Source organism: Paenibacillus sp. 01T47 (genome assembly GCF_056398245.1).
The window spans coordinates 366480-385841 of the sequence record NZ_JBFTPA010000005.1 but is presented as its reverse complement, the minus strand read 5'-3'; the positions used below and the strand labels follow the sequence as shown (position 1 = coordinate 385841).

At 45.6% G+C, this 19362-nt stretch carries 12 protein-coding genes; 5 read left to right on the top strand and 7 right to left on the bottom strand.

All coding sequences use genetic code 11. From position 1 onward, the window contains the following. Position 1: 1 nt before the first annotated feature. From AC1DOV_RS13520 to AC1DOV_RS13495, 6 genes are all read right to left on the bottom strand, one after another. On the bottom strand, positions 2-2236 hold the full coding sequence (locus tag AC1DOV_RS13520) for an ABC transporter ATP-binding protein (protein ID WP_477550202.1): 2235 nt from the start codon (positions 2234-2236) through the stop codon (positions 2-4). 37 nt (positions 2237-2273) lie between these two features. Next, on the bottom strand, positions 2274-2696 hold the full coding sequence (locus AC1DOV_RS13515) for a S24/S26 family peptidase (protein ID WP_477550201.1): 423 nt from the start codon (positions 2694-2696) through the stop codon (positions 2274-2276). 13 nt (positions 2697-2709) lie between these two features. Then, on the bottom strand, positions 2710-2988 hold the full coding sequence (locus AC1DOV_RS13510) for a PqqD family protein (RefSeq protein WP_477508859.1): 279 nt from the start codon (positions 2986-2988) through the stop codon (positions 2710-2712). Beyond that, the gene (locus AC1DOV_RS13505; protein ID WP_477508860.1) at positions 2985-3779 is read right to left on the bottom strand and encodes a hypothetical protein; all 795 of its coding nucleotides are present in this window, start codon (positions 3777-3779) and stop codon (positions 2985-2987) included. The genes AC1DOV_RS13510 and AC1DOV_RS13505 overlap by 4 nt, the downstream gene beginning before the upstream one ends. Positions 3780-3880: 101 nt before the next feature. Beyond that, the gene (locus AC1DOV_RS13500) at positions 3881-4027 is read right to left on the bottom strand and encodes a hypothetical protein (RefSeq protein WP_157265932.1); all 147 of its coding nucleotides are present in this window, start codon (positions 4025-4027) and stop codon (positions 3881-3883) included. A gap of 136 nt (positions 4028-4163) precedes the next feature. Next, entirely contained in the window at positions 4164-5321 is a 1158-nt protein-coding gene (locus tag AC1DOV_RS13495) for a nucleotidyltransferase domain-containing protein (protein ID WP_441880537.1), read from the bottom strand. A gap of 436 nt (positions 5322-5757) precedes the next feature. Here AC1DOV_RS13495 and AC1DOV_RS13490 point away from each other — a divergent pair, with 436 nt between their 5' ends. Beyond that, the gene (locus AC1DOV_RS13490; RefSeq protein WP_477550200.1) at positions 5758-6351 is read left to right on the top strand and encodes a ferritin-like domain-containing protein; all 594 of its coding nucleotides are present in this window, start codon (positions 5758-5760) and stop codon (positions 6349-6351) included. 308 nt (positions 6352-6659) lie between these two features. Continuing rightward, positions 6660-6926, top strand: coding sequence for a translation initiation factor 2 (locus tag AC1DOV_RS13485; protein ID WP_441880531.1), 267 nt, complete (start codon positions 6660-6662; stop codon positions 6924-6926). Between the two features lie 690 nt (positions 6927-7616). Here the strand turns inward: AC1DOV_RS13485 and AC1DOV_RS13480 are convergent. Further along, on the bottom strand, positions 7617-14696 hold the full coding sequence (locus AC1DOV_RS13480; protein ID WP_477550199.1) for an S-layer homology domain-containing protein: 7080 nt from the start codon (positions 14694-14696) through the stop codon (positions 7617-7619). A gap of 265 nt (positions 14697-14961) precedes the next feature. On the opposite strand from AC1DOV_RS13480, the gene AC1DOV_RS13475 reads away from it, so the two are divergent. From AC1DOV_RS13475 to AC1DOV_RS13465, 3 genes are read left to right on the top strand one after another with little or no spacing between them, the layout of a single operon-like run. Further along, the gene (locus tag AC1DOV_RS13475; protein WP_477550198.1) at positions 14962-15873 is read left to right on the top strand and encodes an AraC family transcriptional regulator; all 912 of its coding nucleotides are present in this window, start codon (positions 14962-14964) and stop codon (positions 15871-15873) included. A 51-nt stretch (positions 15874-15924) separates the two neighbouring features. Continuing rightward, positions 15925-17490, top strand: a complete 1566-nt coding sequence (locus AC1DOV_RS13470) for a response regulator transcription factor (RefSeq protein WP_477550197.1) — start codon at positions 15925-15927, stop codon at positions 17488-17490. 12 nt (positions 17491-17502) lie between these two features. After that, a complete protein-coding gene (locus AC1DOV_RS13465; protein WP_477550196.1) occupies positions 17503-19263 on the top strand; it encodes a sensor histidine kinase in 1761 nt (586 codons plus the stop codon). The last annotated feature ends 99 nt before the right edge of the window (positions 19264-19362 follow it).

Here is a 19362-nt window from a genome sequence, read left to right as displayed (position 1 = left end):
CTTATCCGACCTCCGATGGTATTTTCGCTGTTTGTTTTTGTGATTCGACCAAACGATAATAATGCGTTTGTTTCGCGTAAAGCTCTTCATGCGTCCCCATTTCAACAATGCGGCCTTGGTCGAGGACTACAAGCCTGTCTGCATGACGTAAAGTGGATAGGCGATGGGCAATCGCAATAGTGGTTCTTCCCCTGATTAAGCGGCTTAACGCTTCTTGAATGAGCCGCTCCGTCTCCGTATCAACAGATGCTGTCGCTTCATCTAAGATCAAAATCTCCGGATCAAGCAGCAGCGCTCTCGCAATTGCGATACGCTGTTTCTCCCCGCCCGATAAACGGTGTCCGCGTTCCCCGACGCGCGTATCGTAGCCTTCCGGCAGACGACAAATAAAATCGTGGGCATTCGCGGCGTGGGCAGCTGCGATAATGGTCTCCGGCGGACTATCCGGACGGCCGTAGGCTATGTTCTCGGCAATCGTACCATCGAACAAAAACGTTTCCTGAAGCACGACGCCAATATGCTTCCGGAGACTCTCCTGCCGGATATCTCTCAAGTCGTGCCCGTCAAGCGCAACGCTTCCAGCATTCGGGTCATAAAATCGGCAAATCATGTTTATGAGAGTCGTTTTCCCTGCACCGGAGCGGCCAACCAGTCCGATCATTTCACCGGGACGTATAGTGAGGTTAATATCTTTTAGCACCGGTCGTTCCACTTCATACCCGTAACGTACACCATGAAAGCGGATCTCGCCAGACACGGAAGAAAGCTCTACCGCGTCCCGCTTATCAGGGACATCAACCTTGGCATCGATGATTTCGAGAATCCGTTCGGCCGAGCCAAGCGAGCGGTTTAGCCAGCTTAATAGCTGTCCGGAGGCTTGAACAGGCCCGAAGAACATGAGCAAATAGGTCGTAAAGGCGGTCAATGTTCCAATAGACATGGTGCCGGACATGACCGATCGTCCTCCCAAATACCAAACAGCGATGCCGAACACAGCCGTCAGTACCGTAAAAATCGGAGATACGCCAAGCCAAAGATTACCGAAGGAAATCGTGCGATTGATCCAATGATTATTCACCTTGTCAAAACGGTTTTTCTCGGCATTTTCCTGCGCAAAGGCTTTAATGACTCGAATGCCTTGTAGCGCTTCGCCAATCACATTGTTGACATGCAAAGCAGATTGCCATTGCGAATACCAAAGTGAGCTCAGCCTCTTCCACAGCCAATAGAATCCAGCAAACAAGAATGGGGTCGGGATCAGAATCATCGCTGCCAGCTGCCAATTCAGATGGAATAGCATAAACAGGATGCCTACGGCGAGCAGCATCTGCGTGACTAGATACACCATGCCGTTTGTCAAAAATTCTTTTAATTCATCGGTATCATCCTGGATACGGCCGATAAATTGAGAGACCTGGCGGTGATCGAAGAAGCGCATCGAAAGCTTCATCAAAGCGCCGAACATATCCCGGCGGATCGCCCCTACCAGTTTCCCGCCTATACGAACGCCAAGGTAGCTTCGAATGACTTGCATCGCAGCAGATAAGACCTGTACAAGGGCCAAACCGCTTGCCAATGCAAAAAGCACGTTCAAGCTTCCAAACGGTTTGGCCACTTCATCCACAATCATTTTGATCAAATAGGGTGGGATCACTTCAATAAATACGGATAAAACAAGCAGCAGCGCGCTTACCAGCATGGGGCTTCGGTACGGGGTACAATAAGCCGCCAACCTGCGCAGCATGGACCATTTGCTGCTGCAGTTTAAACACTTGCTTGTACCGGGAGAGACGGTTTTGTCGCATTTTGAGCATCTATACGTTTCCGTACTTTCTTCTAGAGCTGGGAGGGTAAGACCTCCAGTTTCGTCCCTTTCCGCCAGCCAGTTCCTTATCGCGGGAACAGCCTGTCGGAAAGGTTCAATGTACGGAAGCGAGAATCTCGCAGCTTCTATCTCGCCATCACCGGTTATAATAAAAAACGATGCTCCGCCGAAAGCCTCGCGAACGGATACATCGATCATGTTATTCTTATGGAAGGTCATGATGGTTTTCCCTTGCCCGTCCACCATTTCCATGGTTAAGGTCTTGAAAACAACCTCGTAATGCCAAAATCGTCGTAGGTTGAAATCCACATCCGCCCTTATACGGAGCCATGGATTCTCCGTATCCTGTTGTTCTACTGCGACGCCGTTAACAGGTTTACCAGCTTCCCGCTTCGCATTCTCCGTTTTCAATTTAAAATACTCCTTTTTCAATGCCACTCTCCGGCAGTTACATATAACGCTCGTTTCTTACTGCGCACCATCGAATCACTTTGTGCCATTTTGGTACACGCAAAGCCAGTACAGCAAGCAGCCTGGATCTCCAATGATTCGCAGCTTGAAAATGATTGTTACGGCGAACGCCGGACCATCGACCCAGAATGCTTGTGAACGTTACGGGATCATCCGGCTCATAGCATGTATCTCCCTTGAAGATAAATAATTCCTTTGAGCCGTCCTGCTTTACGGCGTACAGCCGGTGTCCGATCAACGCACCTTGGTCCGTAACAAATAAACAGATATCGCCAATTTTCAATTTTTCCCGTTGCACGGACAAGAAAGTGCTTACGTTTCCTTCCTTGATCAAGGGATACATGCTGATACCCGCAGAGGGCAGCTCGATCTTTCCGGTTCGCTGGATTACTGCTGACATAATTGGCGTCAAATCATGCATTTATTAGCAGTCCGGCCTCAATCAGCATTTCAACAAACGCCTGAACGTCATCGAGGACAACTTCCATCTCAACGCCGTATTCGGTATGTACTTTTTCGGCCAGCTCTGCGACAGTTGGAAATTCGGGAAGAATCGACCAAATATAACCTCCAAGCTCGTTCACTTTCGTGATGGCGTGGGTGTCGATGTTCAGCAGCAGCCACTCGCCATCCAGCTCAGCCGTCTCGATATTTTCCCGTCTCAGCAGTGTTTTGTTTACCATTATCGTCATGATATCACTCCCCAAAAGGTATCGTTTTTCTGAAAATATAGCTCATAAGCCGGTACACCTTCTGCTGCCTGCTTGCAAAGTGCAATCATCTTTGCCGTTTCCAGCTTGTTATGCTCCCAATAAAAAACCTTATCCAGCAAAGAAATCAGCGCGTCGCCTTTGCGGATACCTACCCGCCTTACATCCTGCGATTGAATCAGAAAATGAATGCCTGCCAAGGGACTGCTTGGAAGCTCGCATGCTTCTTCCATTTCGCTCCGAAATGGGGAATCGTGGATTGTAATCGAACCATCCGGCTCAAACAATAGGAGCGTAGCCTCATCGGAAAGAATAGGACGGGGAACGGAAAGATCAGCTACCGTCGACTTGCCTGCTCCCGATGGCCCGGCGAACATCCAAGCGCGGTCATCCTCCACCACGCATGACGAATGGATGAGCAGCCCTGCGCGCCGATAGATCAGCCAGGCGCTGTAGAGATTGATTAAGGCGTGCTTGAGTGCAAGGTCATCGTGAACATAAATTTTTGCCTGGCTGTAATCAGGTGTTGTCACCAGCTTATAGTCCGCACGGATATAGACATATTCGCCGCCGTTCTCTTGAATCTCGACAGGACCGTCGTCGAAAGGTTTCCCGTAAAAGTCGTAGACCTCCACCTGAATGTCAGGCGCTTCAAGATTTCCACTTGCTTTAAAGGAACGAAAACGCGCGGTCAATTCATCATATAAAAAGGTAGTTTGAATTTGAAAATCGATCGAACTCCTGCCGACCTGTGTATGCAGTGTGTACGTCATTATGCACCGCCCGTTCTTCAGAAGTTATTCCTGAGAATAAAAAGGGAGCAAACTCGATCGTTAGCTCCGCTTCTCAGATAAAATCTATCATTGCTTTCTAGTTAGCCTCCAATATAATGCCTGCAAAACATAGGTTTAAAATTACGTTTTTGGCACCATTCGTAGCCACCGACTTTATCGCTTGGTCTAGCTGTTCCAAATTCGACAGTATGCTGCGTAAGTACTTTAGGAGCTTCATATTTTTTCATTTCATTCACCTCCTTTCAAGGAATTTATGTCATATTATAGTGATAGTCAATGATATTTATGAAATTTAGTAAAATAATACTATGATAAAATGTATTAATACCTGCTTTTTGTATATATAAAACAAGAATATTCGATTTAATTCTTCTTTTGTTTGGCACGAATGGTTCGAATCCAAAATTGTAGTCTTCTCTTATAGATTTTGGCATAGATTTTGCTCATCGGCTCATTCGAATCCGGGACATCTGATCTATTGGCATACTTTAATAGGTCCAAGGCATAATCTCTTGGCGGCAGCAGTAAATAACGCAGATGCGCCCACTGTTGTTTAACCGAATCGTAGGCGACGAAGGCAGAAAACAGATGGAAGCCATAAAATCGCCAGTTTCTGATCCCGAATTGGGCATTTCGCATCAGTTCGATATTCCAAAGCGGCCAGCGTCTCCGTACGTTTAGCGGCTTGGTTTCATGCAGCTCGGGAAACAAGTCATAGACAATTGTCAGCGCAATAAGTACTTTGGCATAGTTCCCATCGCTCTTTGCCTGTGCAAAGAGCTGGCCATAGTCTATTTCTGCGCTACAGCATCTCAGGACGTGCAAAATATCGATAACGTACTTCAGTGATAACATATTATGGTTATAGCCATGAAGGCATAGGTAGTAAAAGGTGTCCTTGGCCGAAAGCTCCTTCACCAATTGATAGGGAGAAATCGGTTCTGCATCCATCCAAAAGCAGCTCATATCCGTATCCGAGACATGTTCGCGCAAAATATTCCAATGCAGCTCCACCCCGAGCAGCGGGAAATCCTCATTCGCATAAAATTTATTCAACAGCATATGGAAATGATCCGCATCGTCTTCTATATACCGGATAAACTCATGGCGCTCCAATAGGGCGACCGCCTTATCCAAATCTTCTGGACGTACAAGCAGATCGATATCGGATGTTCCCCTGCCCGAAAAATGTCCAAAAAAACGTTCAGACAACCGAATGCCTTTCAGCACGATCACTTGAATTCCTGAACGCTCAAACGCATCAAGAAGCTTGTACATCTCGGAGCGGATCAGCATGTTTTGAAACAAAACAGCATCCACGCCCGATTTAATCCTGCTTCGGTGCTCGGAAGGCACGGCTTCCAATAAGCCGCTGCTCTTCAATAAATAATAAACTTGGGGAGCGACTTGGAAAATATCGATATCGTCAATTGCTGCTTTAGCTGTCTCCTCGGAATCAAATAACGGATGTTGGTTTTGGTAGATCCGGCTTATAAGCGTTACCGCTTTCGATTGTTTCATGAGCCGCTCCCTTCACTTTCGTTAATAAAGTAGTTTCGGATTTATAATGTCGTTTGTGGGGGTATGCGTACGAAGCCAATTGAGAAAATTTTCTAATCTTCGAAGATAAATCGATTATTCGTTGCAAAGATAAAGCGCTTGTCTTCACCGCGCAGTAATAGCATTTCACCACCTATAACACGAAAAGACCCTCCAAAAAAGGCAATCAGACTTTCTAGACAATCTTCTAATTCCGATCACCGGTTTGAAGGGAAGAAATAGTATTTTCGTTGCCGTTTGAATCCATCATTCCAACTGGATTGTTTCATCTGTCTTTGCAAATACTTCCTCTCCTACGTTCCTCAATATCCAGTGATGTTCCTATAGAGAAAGCCCACTCCCACTAATAGGTAACTGCATATGATGGGTTCGAGCCTAATTTTAAGGAGTGAATCTTTTGAATAAAATAAGTAATAGATTAGCATGGCAATATCATTTGAAACTGGCTTCAACTTTCAAAATGCTTGCTGATAAATATGAATATATGGACCATCCATTGCATCTCTACTATGGCGGCGAATACCGCAAACACTTAAATGAAGTTGAAAAACATTTTCTTGCGTTAAATCAGACACAAAATCCTTCTGAAGATATGATGTTTATTGGTATTGGAGAATTATCAAAATCTTTAAATGGAGAATATTCTGCCATTTACTGCTATGAACAACTAGCAAATCAAGCTCCAACCGCTGATATTAAAAATAAAATACTCGAAATAAGAAATGATGAAATTAGACATTTTAACATGTTTTCGCAAATATACACATGGTTAACTGGAAAACAACCAATTCCAGAAAGAACAGAAGAATGCCAAACAGATTTTCAAAAAGGAGTATCCGTAGCATTTAATGCTGAGCAAGAAACTGTTGATTTTTATCATGAGATAGCAAGAAAAACTGATAATCCTGTTATTAAAGATTTGTTTACACAAGCTGCAGCAGATGAACAAAATCATGCAGTTTGGTTTTTGTATTTTATGAATCACGACTAATTAATTTATCAGAAGCCGATTCCTATTTCGGCTTTTCTTTTTACATGGTTTGGTATCTAACCACTTGCTCCTTGTCAAGTTTCTCCGTATTTACGCTGATACTTGAATCAAAGTAGTAACTCCTTACCTCTTTAAGGCAATAAATTGAGTGATTACATTGCCAGGGTAACAAGCTAATCTAGTCAGCCCATGTACATCAACTATTCATCGAGTTAAATCAAACTAGGTACCTCTTCCCACATTAATTGCATATGTTGTGAGTATTAAGGAATCCTTTAACTTTTGATCTACGCAGGGAGAGAATGACTATGAACAACAATAAAAGCGAATTAAATGGAACATCTGATACAACAGATATTCAGGTTGCTAAACTTGCATTTATTGGAGCATCCATCACTACATTAGGAGATAGTATAACAGCAATCGCTGCTGGTCTTGCCCTAGAAGCATTAGTGAAATCCAGTAACAAGAGTTCTCAAAGCCAAAATAAACATTTAAAACAGTTAGAAACATCGCAAAAACAGTTAGACCATTTATTAACTGAATTAAAACAATTCAAAAAAAACATTAAATAATGTTTGATGACCTCATTGAATATTTTTTGTTTAATAGCACCTAAAAAATCAAAAAGTAAACCATTTGATATTGTTTATACAAAAATAGCGAGTAAACCTAATAATCAATATTCGGAACAAATCTATATCCGTTTACTATTTTTCTCCAACCATTGCGATAGATTACCTAGGCTTATCTTCTTCTGAGCCACTGATATAGCTTTCTAATACAGTTCCATCCTCTCTGCCTTCAGCTCATAAACATTGAGCTGCAGCTATACCTTCAAAATAAACAGCTGCCTTATAAAATAAACCAGGATACTGCACTTCTCCAAAATACTTGTAAATATTCATCTTGATTCCGAGCACTAAACAAATTAAATACTGGCGAAAGTAATAAAATAATCAATACCTATTTCATGGCCGTTCCTCAATGTATTCGCTCACAATTGTAATGGGAACGTGTACCGATTGGCGTTCGCTTCAGTCTTAGGTGTCCCTAAGTCAACTATGACTTTTGAGACAGCCCCTTCCTTATTTTTTAGTTATATGACTTATGCAGTTTGAGTAATTAACTGGTAATAAGCAACGCTGCGACAACTGCTTTCTCAGTTTTGTGAATGTCTCTCTCGGAAACCGTCCGGTGCTGTTATAAAATTCAGGCCCCCGGCTCATTTACCGGGGGCCTGGCTTTAAAGAGAGGATAAAGCTTTAATTGCTGGATATCTCGAGCGCTCTAAGCAGGATGACTGCTGCTTGTGCTCTCGTTGCCGTTTGGTTCGGCGCAAATTTATTGGCACCGATGCCCTGAACGATACCTTTCTCAACCGTTGCTGATACTGCGGCTTTCGCCCATGCCGGAATGTCGGCATGATCCTCGAACGCAGTTGCTGCATTGGCTTTTGCGGTCAGACCCTGCGCATTAGCAATCATCGTCACCATCTCGGCGCGGCTGATCTTCGCGTTCGGCCTGAAGCTACCATCGCTATACCCGTTCACGATGCCAGCTTTCACGGCCTGTGCGATGCCTTGCTTCGCCCAGTCGCCGATGCGTTCCTTATCGGTAAACGCCAGTACTGCTCCGTTGCCTTCCAGCTTCAGAGCACGGGCCAGCATCACCGCGAATTGGGCACGCGTTATCTCGCCGTTCGGCCTGAATGTTCCGTCAGCATAACCGTCGACGATGCCCTTCGCAGCCGCTTTCTTGATGCTTGCTTCCGCCCAGTGGCCTGTTACGTCGCTGAACGTTGCGCCTGCACCTGTGTTTTCTTCAGGTTCTTTCTTCGCTACGGCGAATACCGCGAACTTCGTGAAGTGATCGACTTCCGTCGTAATCCGGTTACCGCTCACCATCCCTCCGATTTCCACCCAAACCTTCTTCACCTCATCGTAATAGAAGAGAGAAGCGATCTGATTCGCTCCGACTGTTGCCGAATCGAACGTTAACGTGATCGTGATCGGTTTCAAGAATTTTTCTGTAAAGTTTTTCAGAATCTCATAGACCGGGCTAAGTAGAATGTCCTTGTTCGTTACGAGCTGCGAGGTTTGGATCACCTTCTCCACCGTAATCGTCAATTGCTTCTCCGATGCTCCGGCAGGAACCACGATGGTGACGGCATTTTTTTCGAACTGGGCCGTCCCCCCTGTGCCCGCAGGCAGTGTTTGTTTGCTGTCAGTTGCAGGTGCGGTCGTTCCTCCTCCGCCTGTCGAGGCGGCGGCGCGTTGCACGGTAATCGTGTATACTTTCTTCGTCGCTCCGTCTTCTGCCGTTACAGTTACCGTTACGGCGTTGTCACCGACAATCAGGCTGTTGCCGCCTGCGACAGCGACAGTTGCCTTCGAGTCGGACCCAGTTGCCGCTACCGTCACGGAAGTTTGACCGTTCGGCACATTCAACTTGTAGTTCAACGTATTGGCGTTAAATCCGTTTATTGTCGTGCCGTCCACTTTCAAATCGCTCAGTTCGGCATTGGAAGACAGATCCGCTGCCCCGCGCTTTGCGATAACCGTATAGACCTTCGTTGTTTCTCCGTCTTCTGCTGTAACGGTCACCGTTATAATATTGTCTCCAACAACCAGGTTATTGCCGCCTGCGACAGCGACAGTTGCCTTCGTGTCAGATGCATATACCGCTACCGTCACGGAAGTTTTTACGTTTGGCACATTCAACGTATAGTTCAACGTATTGGCGTTAAATCCGTTTATTGTCGTGCCGTCCACTTTCAAATCGCTCAGTTCGGCATTGGAAGATAGCCCCGCTGTCCCGCGCTTTACAATTATCGTATAGACCTTTGTTGTTTCTCCGTCTTCCGCCGTTACAGTAACCGTTATCGTGTTGTCTCCAACAACCAGGTCGCTGCCGCCTACGACAGCGACGGTTGCCTTCGATTCGGACCCGGTTGCCGCTACCGTCACGGAGGTTTTTACGTTCGGCACATTCAGCGTGTAACTCAGCGTATTCGCGTTAAATCCACTTATTGTCGTACCGTCCACCCTAAGATCACTCAAATCCGCGTTCGACATCGGTACATTTTCGAATTCAGCCGTCAATGAAACCGGGTTTGCCGGCATCGTAAATGTCAGTGGATTTGTTGTGTTGCTTCCATATGCAAGCCCTGCCGCACTCCATTTTACAAAGCGTTGTCCGTTTGGAACAGCCGCAGTTACTTTAACCGTCGAGCCTTCCTCAACCTGTGCAGAACTTCCTGCGGCAGCACCGTCTACTTCAACCGTTCCACCGGCAACAGTTAGAGCAGAGATTGTTCCTTCTTCTTCCTCACCAAGATTAAACACTCGAGGCACGGGAATGCTGTTCGTTGCATCCCAATACCATACGTTCGTAAAGTCCCATCCCAAGGCTTCGAAGGTTGCTTGCTGTGCAAAATCAGCAGCCGACTTTGAAGCAAATGCTGGGATAATCACTGAAGGCAACCCACTAGTGCTTAAACGCGCTCCGTCATAGTAATTGACTTTATTGGAGTCCACGATTGGCCTGCTGCTGGACCAATACCCTGCGATTGGACCAGGGGCAGGTCCATTAATTGCATTGGCTACCACATTGCCATTTAAGGTTTGGAGCAGATTTCCAGCAGAACCGCCCATATCACCAACCATTGCACCGGAATATGTGCCAAGCTTATTAAACGTTCCACCCACATAGTTATTCAGAATGACGGTTGGCGAAGTCTCATATCGAACGGGAATAGGCGAACCTGCACTGTTCCAACCTGTACCGCCAATCAAGCCTCCAACTGTTGTTCCACTCACATCTGCAGATACGAAGGAATTTAGCAAAGTGGCTGCATGGAGCGTACCTACAATACCGCCAGTAATGCTTCCACCGGTGACTTTACCACTCACATAGCTGTTTTCAATCGTGCCCATGGAAGTTCCTGCAATGGCACCTGTGCTATTGCCACCGGTAATATCGACATTCACCAATTTCAGATTTACGACTTTGCCTCCATTGCCGATGTAGGCAAAGAAACCTGTACTGCTGTTTGTCGTTGAAATTTTGAGATTACTTATCGTATATCTTTTTCCGTTGAACGTGCCTATAAATGGCTTTGATGTGTCTTTTCCGCCGATCGCGGCAAACTCCACATCCTTCATATCAATATCCGCCGACAACTCGTAATTCCCATCATACGGATATTCAGGCGTACCGAAATTCTGCGACAATGCAACCAAATCGCTTGAAGTTTTGATTGTTATTTTATCCGAGCCCCCGCCAAGTTCAAGAACGCGAGGCACGGGTGCGTTATTCGTGGCATCCCATTTCCAAATGCTCGTAAAGTCCCATCCCAAAGCCACGTAATTTGCTTGCTGTGCAAAATCAGCTGCCGACTTCGCTACAAAAGCAGAGACGGTTCCCGAAGGTATGCCGCTTGTGTTTAACTTTGCGCTGTCATAGTAGTTCACTTGATTGGATTCAACGATCGGCCTGCTGCCTGACCAATAGCCTGCGAGCAGCTTCGTAGGATTTCCAATAATTTCAGATGAGAATGTATTGCCATTAAGGGTCTGAAGCACGCTGCCCGAACCGCCGCCCATATCACCGACGATACCACCGGTATATTGAGTTGCACCGATTCTTGTAACCGTACCTCTCACATCGTTATTTAAAATTACATTTCCAACTGTTTGTTGAATAAGCGACCAACCAGAACCGTTATAATTGGTGCCTCCTATTAAGCCGCCTACTGTGGTCCCGCTAACATCTGCGTTCATGACCGTGTTTTGCAATGTGCCCGCATAGAGCAGCCCTGCTATACCGCCTGTATAACCGGTGCCGGTTACTTTGCCGTCCACATAGCTGTTTTCAATCGTACCGCTGGATACCCCTGCAATAATTCCAGTTCTATTCATACCGGTTATGTCTACATTCGCCAAATTTAGATTTACTACTCTTCCACCAGTTCCGATATAAGCGAAGAAGCCCGTGCTAGTGTCTGTGGACGAAATCTTGAGATTTCGAATGATATAACCTTTTCCGTTAAATGTCCCAATAAATTGTTTTGGAACCGTGTCTCTGCCGATCGATGTAAACGTAACATCTGTCATATCAATATCCGCCGACAGTTCGTAATTCCCGTCAAATGGATATTCAGGCGTGCCAAATTTCTGTGACAGTGCAACCAGATCGTTTGCTGTTTTGATTTTTATTTTTGCTGAGCCGCTGCTGGCAAGCGGAGTGACCTTGCCTGTGGCTATGCTGGTAACAACTCCGTTATAAAAACCTGTTCCCGTTGCAACAGCTCGCAAATATGAACCTACGTCCGCCGCTTTGATCGCGTAATTAGCAGCTGTTGCTCCTGCGATAGTCGTCCAAGACGTACCGTCCTTCGAGATTTCCCATTTGAAGGATGCAGTAGCGCTCGCCGGCGTAATCGAGGCATTCAATGTTTGCCCTTCTTTGGCAAACCCGTTGACGGCAATATTCGTGATCGTAAATTCATCGACTTCCTGCGGAACCGCTGGATAATTCCAGGCATTCAAATCATAAGTACGTGGTTTATTGGTAACCAGCACGTCAACATCCCCGGTTTGCAGTTCATCGTTTTTATCGAAACCTTTGCTTGTCACTCTAATTTGATCAGGCGAAATCGAAATATTGGCAAATCCCCGTCCGACTTCTCTAATATCGACGTACGCAATGGCAGGATTTTCTTTGTATAACGATCCACGGTTGTCATTATTTGCAGAGTAATTCGTTAGATAGGTTGTCCCGTCGCCGTACTCTGCAACGACTTTGCCGCTTGCGAGAAGCTTGGTGCGGGCATAAATATGGTCATGTCCCATCAGCACCACATCAATTCCCGCTTCATCAAAAGCGTTCGTCCAGGAGGCTACAGGAGAGGCCATCCGATATCCGAACAACGTTTTGTGAAACATTCCAACGCGCCATTTGGTCGGATTTTGTTTCACGACAGCTTTCATCCAGTCTTGCTGTGCTTTGATCTGCGCGGCGGTGCTCTGATCCTGATAATCCATCACCAAGAACAGCGTGTCGCCATGTACAAAATAATAGTTGCTGGATTCGAGTTGTAATTTCGTCATACCCGAAACCATTCGTTCCGTGCCTTCGCCGCCACCGTAAAAGGATGCGCCATTTTTAGGCGGATTGTGGCGGCCCAAAAAGTTCTGCAGCGTAGGGTCCACAGGAGTCCAGCTGTTGTTGGCCCAGCTGTTGCCCGCTCCATCGAACTCATGATTGCCCGTCGCCATGTAAAGCGGCACTTTCGAGAACAAATCCTGATTGGCCTCAAAGAATGCATCCCATTCCCATGTGTCGAAACCAAAGTTGACCTGGTCGCCCGAGCTCAGGACAAACGCAGCATCCGGAAAATCTGTAAAGGCTTGCGTCAGCGCCTTTTTACTCATTTTATTATAACTATCGAGCGTTGCTGCATAACCTCTGGTATCGTTTGCTTGGGCATCGGAAATCCAGTTGAAGTTAAAAGTATCGATGTTGCTGGCAGGTGTCATGAAGCTGGCAGGCGCTGTAACGCTCGTCACATTTTGAACGCCGTCACCTACGCTGTACACATACTCCGTCCCCGGCTCGAGGACAGCCGTTTGTGCTTTATGGCTTTGGACCGGGTCGACTGAGTATTGCGTCCCTGCGCCTGTATACTTCAAATTCTCAATATTGCTCCTCAAATCAACTGTGAAATTGGTTCCCAAAACAAAATCCGTGAACTTGCCGCCGTTGCTGTCAAAGTCGGATTTTTTCGCATAAAAGAGCTGCGTCGACTTCGTTGTTACTGGAGTTACCCAGTTAAAGCGGGCAATGTACTTGTCTTTCACCGTCTTGCGTGTATCCTCATTGAAGTTGTCGAACATAAATGTCACCGAGGCAGGCACTTTGCCGCCGCCTGTTGGCTGGGTGATCTCGTTCCCCGATTTGGTAATGGTGAATTCATCGATGACTCGGAAAGGCTTGTCAGAGCCTGTCGCTTTATAATACGTTTTATAAATGATTGCATTGCTTGTAACCTCAGCTCTGCTATATACACCTGGTGAATAGATGGATCCGCCACCTGGACTTGTTTTGTTGATACGAAGGTCATAGAAGAAGTCGTTCCATGAAGTGTCTTTGGTAGCATTCAAGCTGTACGCATAGTTGTACACCGATCCACCTATGACATAGGTCGGTGCTTCGCCAAAATTCGCTTTTTGAATGCTTCCTGTTCCTGCCACAGTTGAGATTGTCTTTAATGTGGTTCTGGCATAGGCATGCTCGTGACCGGCGAGAACCAGATCGATGCCGGCATCGGTAAACTTTTTACCGATTACATTGTCCACTGCATAGTGGCTTGAACCCGGGTCATAAGGCGAAGCGTGCAGATTTACGACCTTCCACTTTTTAGTCGACGCTGCCGTCTCATCAGCCAGAAATTTCCATTGTACGGCATCATCACTGGAATTCAGACCAAACGAATTAAGAGAGATGAACAAAGCGTCTCCATATTCAAAGGAATACACAGTTCCAGCAGCAGCCTCAGACAGACCGCTTGGTCTCTTCAGAGTTGTATAATTAAATCTGTTTGTATACTGAATGGAATCTTTATCATAGATTGAATTGTCATGATTACCAGGGGTAGCCATGATCGGCATCGTACTAGAAAGGTTTTGAGCGGCATCAAAGAAATACTGCCAGTGGTCTGAAAAACTCGCATCCTCTACTACATCGCCATTATGGACGAGAAATGCGGCATCCGGATGGTTCGCCTTGATATAATCGTACAAGTCGGCGGTGTTTTGATACGTGCTTGGGGATGTTCCCTGCGTATCAGGAGTGATCAAAAAAGAAAACGGTTTCCTAGCCGTAGGATCTGCAGGCGCAGTAAAGCTAGAGACCGCGGAATAACCGTTGGTTGTGTTTCCTACTTTGTAATAGTATTTGGCTTCTGGTGTCAGATCCTGAACAACTACACGATAAGTACGTACCTCTTTAACGTTAACCAGCTTGTTGTCCGGAACGCTGCCAGTCACAGTTGAAGCATTGACTGTGGCAACTTCGGCGCTTTTTGTTGTACCGCCGGCCAAGTCTGGAGAAGTACCGTAAACAATTTCTGATGTGTTAACCGTCGCATCCGCAACCCAGTTGAAAGCCATAGCCGTTTTACCATCGGCTGCGCCTCCGCCTATAGCCAGTGTGATTTGCGACGGAATGGCCGCGGGTGGAGCTGCTTGAGCCGGCATAGGCTTTACAATTCCGGTGGCAGCTACCAGCAAGACCAACATTGCCGTCATCCACCTTGACATTTTTTTTCGTACTCTACTCATTTAATACAAATCCCCTTTCGACAAAGTATGTTAACTATAACTGAGATTTGTTATATCAAATCGCCTGCAACTTTAATCATTTGTAAAGTTAAAGCATGACCTATGCAGTTCGAATCATTAACTGGTCCAAAAGGACAGCGAATATTCATTTCCTTCGTATACTGAATTCGAATCCTCAGCATTACCACGAAATTGATATTATAAATTAACTTATAACTCTATTTTGTTTATAATTAACTCAATATTGATAGGGTGGTGAATATCTTTGCTGGAATACCGTCTTCTGGAAAAAGTTCTGCACGGCTCCTCTGACTTTCCGTTCGCCGTCTATAACGTAGATTATCTTTCGGGCAATCAGTCTATTCTTCCGTTGCATTGGCACGAGGAAATCGAGTTGATTTATATTCGAGCAGGACAGGCCGTATTCTCCGTGAACCATGTGGAGATCCATGTGCAGGCTGGCGATTGTCTGATCGTCAATTCGGCAGAACTCCACAGCGGCTATTGCAACTCCGCATACGGTTGCTCCTACACCGCTATCGTATTTAAGCTATCGTGGCTATCCGCCCTGCAACCCGATTTCTGTCAGGAGCAATGTTTGAATCCGCTTCTTCGAGGAGATCTTTTGTTCCCTTCCCTGTTGACTCGGCGGCGAGTGCAGGATCGTCTATTGATCGACCGAATCGAAGATCTGCTCGCGGAATACCGCGTCGAACGCGAAGGATTTCAGCTTGGTGTCAAGGGACGGCTTTATATGATTCTCGCAGTTCTCTACCCTCATTTGATTCCAAAGCAGCTATACGAACGCGCCAATCCTTTAAACACGAACAAATGGAAAAACATGATTCAAGTGCTGGAGTACATCAACAAAAACTACAAATCTTCGCTCACGCTCGACGATCTGGCATCCATCGGCTCCATATCGCCGTCCCATCTATGCAGGCTATTCAAAGAGCTGACGGATATGAGACCACTCGAATATATTAATATGCTCCGCGTCAACAGCGCCGCGCTGATGATCCAATCCGGCTCGTGCAGCATGCTGCAGGCAGCTCTCGAAAACGGCTTTCAGCAGCTTAGCTACTTCTCAAAGCAATTCAAGAAGTATAAGGGGGTTTCGCCTTCAACGTTTAAACGCCTGCAAGGGAATGCATCATTACCGAAAGAATCGCTGTAGTTAAATAGCCGTAGTTAAGGCCGTAGTTTGTATCTCAAAGGAGGAAAAACCATGTATAAGGTGCTGATCGTGGATGACGAAATTTTTGTGCGCAAGGGCTTAATAAGTCTGATGGATTGGTCGTCTATGCAATTTGAAATTTGTGGCGAAGCGGAAAATGGGAAGCAAGCACTGGACCTTATCGAACAACAGACCCCGGACCTCGTCATTGTGGATATACGCATGCCCTTGCTAGACGGTCTGGAGCTGATTCAAAAGGTGAAAGCGGAATGCGAGCATCAACCGCTGTTTATTATCTTAAGCGGGTACCCCGATTTCTCTTATGCTCAGCAAGCCTTCCGCTACAATGTGTCGGATTATATCCTGAAGCCCGTTGATGAACAGGAGTTTACATCCACTTTGAAAAAAATAGCCAATTCGCTGAATCAAAAACAGCTCTTATCGATAACGAGAGAAAAGCCGCTTATCGAAACCGTCATCGAAAGCTTGCTGCAGACCGAACCAAGCGAGCAAGTGATGGCGCGGATTGCCCATGCGCTGGAGCTTCCACTCTCCTCTTCCTATACGTATATCATTGCAGAAATACAAGATAGGCTGCCTCAAGGGGCAATTGACTATTTTCCAGCACTGCAAACGGCACTCCAGCAATATTTTCATCATGAGGGACAAGCTCTGCTTATTCATGTACGCGCGTACAATCAATATGGCTTTATTGTGCCTCAGTTGTGGCTGGACGAGCAAAACAATGCAGAGCGGACGAACTACGCCAAGCTGCTGGACATGCTGGAGACGGAGCTTGCAACGACGATAGCTTTGTTTATAGGCCATTCTACAAGCCATTTAAAACAAATTGCTCAATCCGGAACCAGTGCCGAGGAATGCTTGAATTATCGTTTTGCCGCAGGCTTTAACGGCATCTTTATGGCATCGGACCTGTATAAGCTGCCCTTATATTACTTTGATGTGGATGAAGAACTGCATAGCAAGCTCATCTATGAGATTGAAGCCAATCAACTGAAAGGTTATCACTCCGCCATTGATGCCATTTTTATTGCCTTTCAGGAGCGGCATTTCGCTCCAGGTGCCGTTACGAATACAATTAGGCGAATCATGATTGCTATCATCAATATCATCCGGCAGCTGGGAGGAAACGAAAAAGATCTGCAATGGTTGGACGAATTGCTTAATTGGCAAATGAAATACCGCAATTTGAAGCAGATAAGGCATGTTTTCTTGCAGTTTATAGAAGAAGCGGCTAAATATATAGCGGAGAAGCGAGGCGAAAAGAACGAGGGCAGTATTGAAAAAGTGAAAAAATATATCGACAGCCACTACAAAGAAAACATCTATTTAAAAGGAATAGCTGCCGAATTCCATATGAATCCAGTCTATCTCGGTCAGTTGTTTCGCAAAAATTACGGCGTTTATTTCAATGAGTATGTGCTGTCGCTTCGCATAGAGGACGCCAAGCGGCTGCTGCGGCAAACGAAAAAACGCATGTACGAAATCGCGGATCTCGTAGGCTTTCAAAATGCCGATTATTTTGCCGCCCAGTTTGAAAAGCTGGAAAACATGACGCCAACGGATTATCGGAATAAGATTATCGGTAAAAAATAAGGAGGCTCCCCCGTGCTCAACTATCGGCTTCATCATCTGAAGCTCCGAAATAAACTGGTCTTCATTTATATTGTATGCGTATTCATACCGATCGTACTGACTAACGTGATGTTCTATCATGTGACTACCATTAACATCAAAAATCAGAAAACGACAGATGCGGAACAAGCCATAAATCTTTTAAAAGCCGAATTTGGGGCAGTCATTGAAGATGCAGCAGGTATTTCCTATCTGTATTCGATTAACAAGCAGCTCAACAATCATTTAAACACCCTCCATGCCTCCCATGACCACTATGTGGAGTCTCTAAATGCCATATCCAATCTGTTCAACCGAGCCGACAAGGAGTACAAATCCATCAGCTCTGTTGTGATTATGAGCGACAATCCGTCGATACTGGCTTCGAGCCATATCATCAGGCTCGAGAACGAGATGCGGAATACGGATTGGTATCATCAAATTGAAAATTTCAATAACACGTATCCCTATTTGTATGTGACGTCCGACAGTATCAGCGTTATTCAAAAGCTATCCGATCCCCGGTTTGAAACCTATGAGCATGTCATGAAAATCGACTTAAATATGAAATACATTAACCAAATTCTTGATTTATCCAGCTTTGAGGGGGATTTTTACTTTATGGATCCGTCTTCTCAAGCTCGATACGGCCGTCTGTCGAGCGGTCAACCAAGTGATCTGATCAAAACAGGACGGACACTAAGTCTCAAGGAAATACCCGTACCGAATAAGGCAATCATCATTAGCAAGCAATATCATAACAACCGCTATTTGGGAGACTGGACGATATACGGAGTATTGGATGAAGAGAAAATTTTATATGATGTCCGGCAATCAGGGCAATTTATCCTTTGGTTTGCAGGGATTAATTTCCTTGTGCCTACGATTGTGATTGTTATTGTTTCCCGCTCGATCCATACACGCATTCAAAAGATTCTGAAACACATGAAATCCGTAAAAGGCAAAAACTTCGAACGTATTCCTTATCATCGAGAACGGGATGAGGTTGGCGAGCTTGCAGTGGAGTTCAACCGAATGAGCGAGCGGATTGAGAATCTGATCAATGATGTGTATGTTACAGAAATTCAGAAGAAAGAGCTGGAGCTAAGTCAAAGACAAGCTCAACTGCACGCGCTGCACAGTCAGATCAACCCTCACTTTTTATTCAACGCGCTCGAAACGATCCGAATGCGGAGTCAGATGAAGGGCGAGCTGCAGACGGCCAAGACGATTCAGAACATGGCGAAAATTTTCCGTAAATCAATTCTTTGGAAGCGAAGCTTCGTTACGATTCGCGAGGAGCTTGAATTAATGGAAAGCTTCCTGGAAATTCAGAAGTACCGTTTCGATACGAAACTGGAGTTTCATATCGAGGTGGATCAATCCCTGCTGGATATTGAAATTCCGAAGATGACCTTTTTGCCGTTTGTAGAAAATGCAAGCATTCATGGCATTGAGAGTGTGCCAGGCATCGGTTATATTACGATTCAGATCGCGCAAGAACAAGGCCAGATTGTCTTCCTTATTGTAGACAACGGGGTAGGCATGGATCAGGAGAAGATCAGCGAGCTTCATCATTATCTCCATGAGGAAGCGATTATGGGCGATTCCATCGGAATGAAAAATGTCATTACTCGCCTGAAAATATGCTACGGTGAATCGTTCAGCTTCACGATTGACAGTTCTCCAGGGGGAGGCTCACGGATCATGCTGCGTCTACCGCTGGACAAAAAAAAGATAAATTCCGAGCAATAAGTACTTAATTATTCAAAGACCGATCTAAACTTTGCTATATAACAATCATAAACACTATCTTCTATACTGAAAGTGCTTACAATACTTTGATAGAGAAAG